Source organism: Luteitalea sp. (assembly GCA_009377605.1).
Taxonomy (GTDB): domain Bacteria; phylum Acidobacteriota; class Vicinamibacteria; order Vicinamibacterales; family Vicinamibacteraceae; genus WHTT01.
The window spans coordinates 1-618 of the sequence record WHTT01000297.1 but is presented as its reverse complement, the minus strand read 5'-3'; the positions used below and the strand labels follow the sequence as shown (position 1 = coordinate 618).

At 61.3% G+C, this 618-nt stretch carries 1 protein-coding gene; it reads left to right on the top strand.

The window, feature by feature from the left end; translation table 11 throughout:
- Positions 1–525: 525 nt before the first annotated feature.
- On the top strand, positions 526–618 hold a 93-nt coding region (locus tag GEV06_29010), incomplete at its 3' end, for a prepilin-type N-terminal cleavage/methylation domain-containing protein (protein ID MPZ21880.1).

Below are 618 nucleotides of genomic sequence, written 5' to 3'. Positions count from 1 at the left end.
GTCATTGGTGCAATGTGGCTGCTTCTTCAGGTATTCGACGTCCAGAACCTCGGATGGCCTCCGTTTGTATTCTCTAGTGTCATCGTTGCGGCGCTCGCAATGGCAGCGTCGCTCTTCCCAGCCTGGCGTGCAGCGCTTCTCTCCCCGATGGTCGCCATCCGCGACGAGCCGGAATCTATATGGGCGTCTGCACGCCAGAGGATTCGCCAGAAGCTCTAATCCCAGAGTTCTCTTCTGTTGTCACCCGCCCCGTCGCGTAGCGCAGGCCTTTAGGCCTGCCTATTGCGGGGTCGAGAGGCAGGCGATCAAGGGCAGGCCTAAAGGCCTGCGCTACGAGTGACAACTCGACTGAGCTCTCGACGGCTTCTGATTGCGCTCGGCCCGTCCTCGAAAATCCTGCCACCTTTCTCCACGCCACCGCTGCAGGTTTTGCCAACTTTTGGGGCGTGCTAGCCGGCATCGCTAGTGGTGGCGCGGGTTCTTCTTCCGTGTGCCCTTGGCGTGGTGCTTGCACTACCGCTTCCCATGGACCGATGGCAGCAAAGCCATCCCTGTGCGGTGCGCGGCTTCACGCTCATCGAGTGCGTCACGGCGCTCGCCATCATCGTGGTGCTGGCC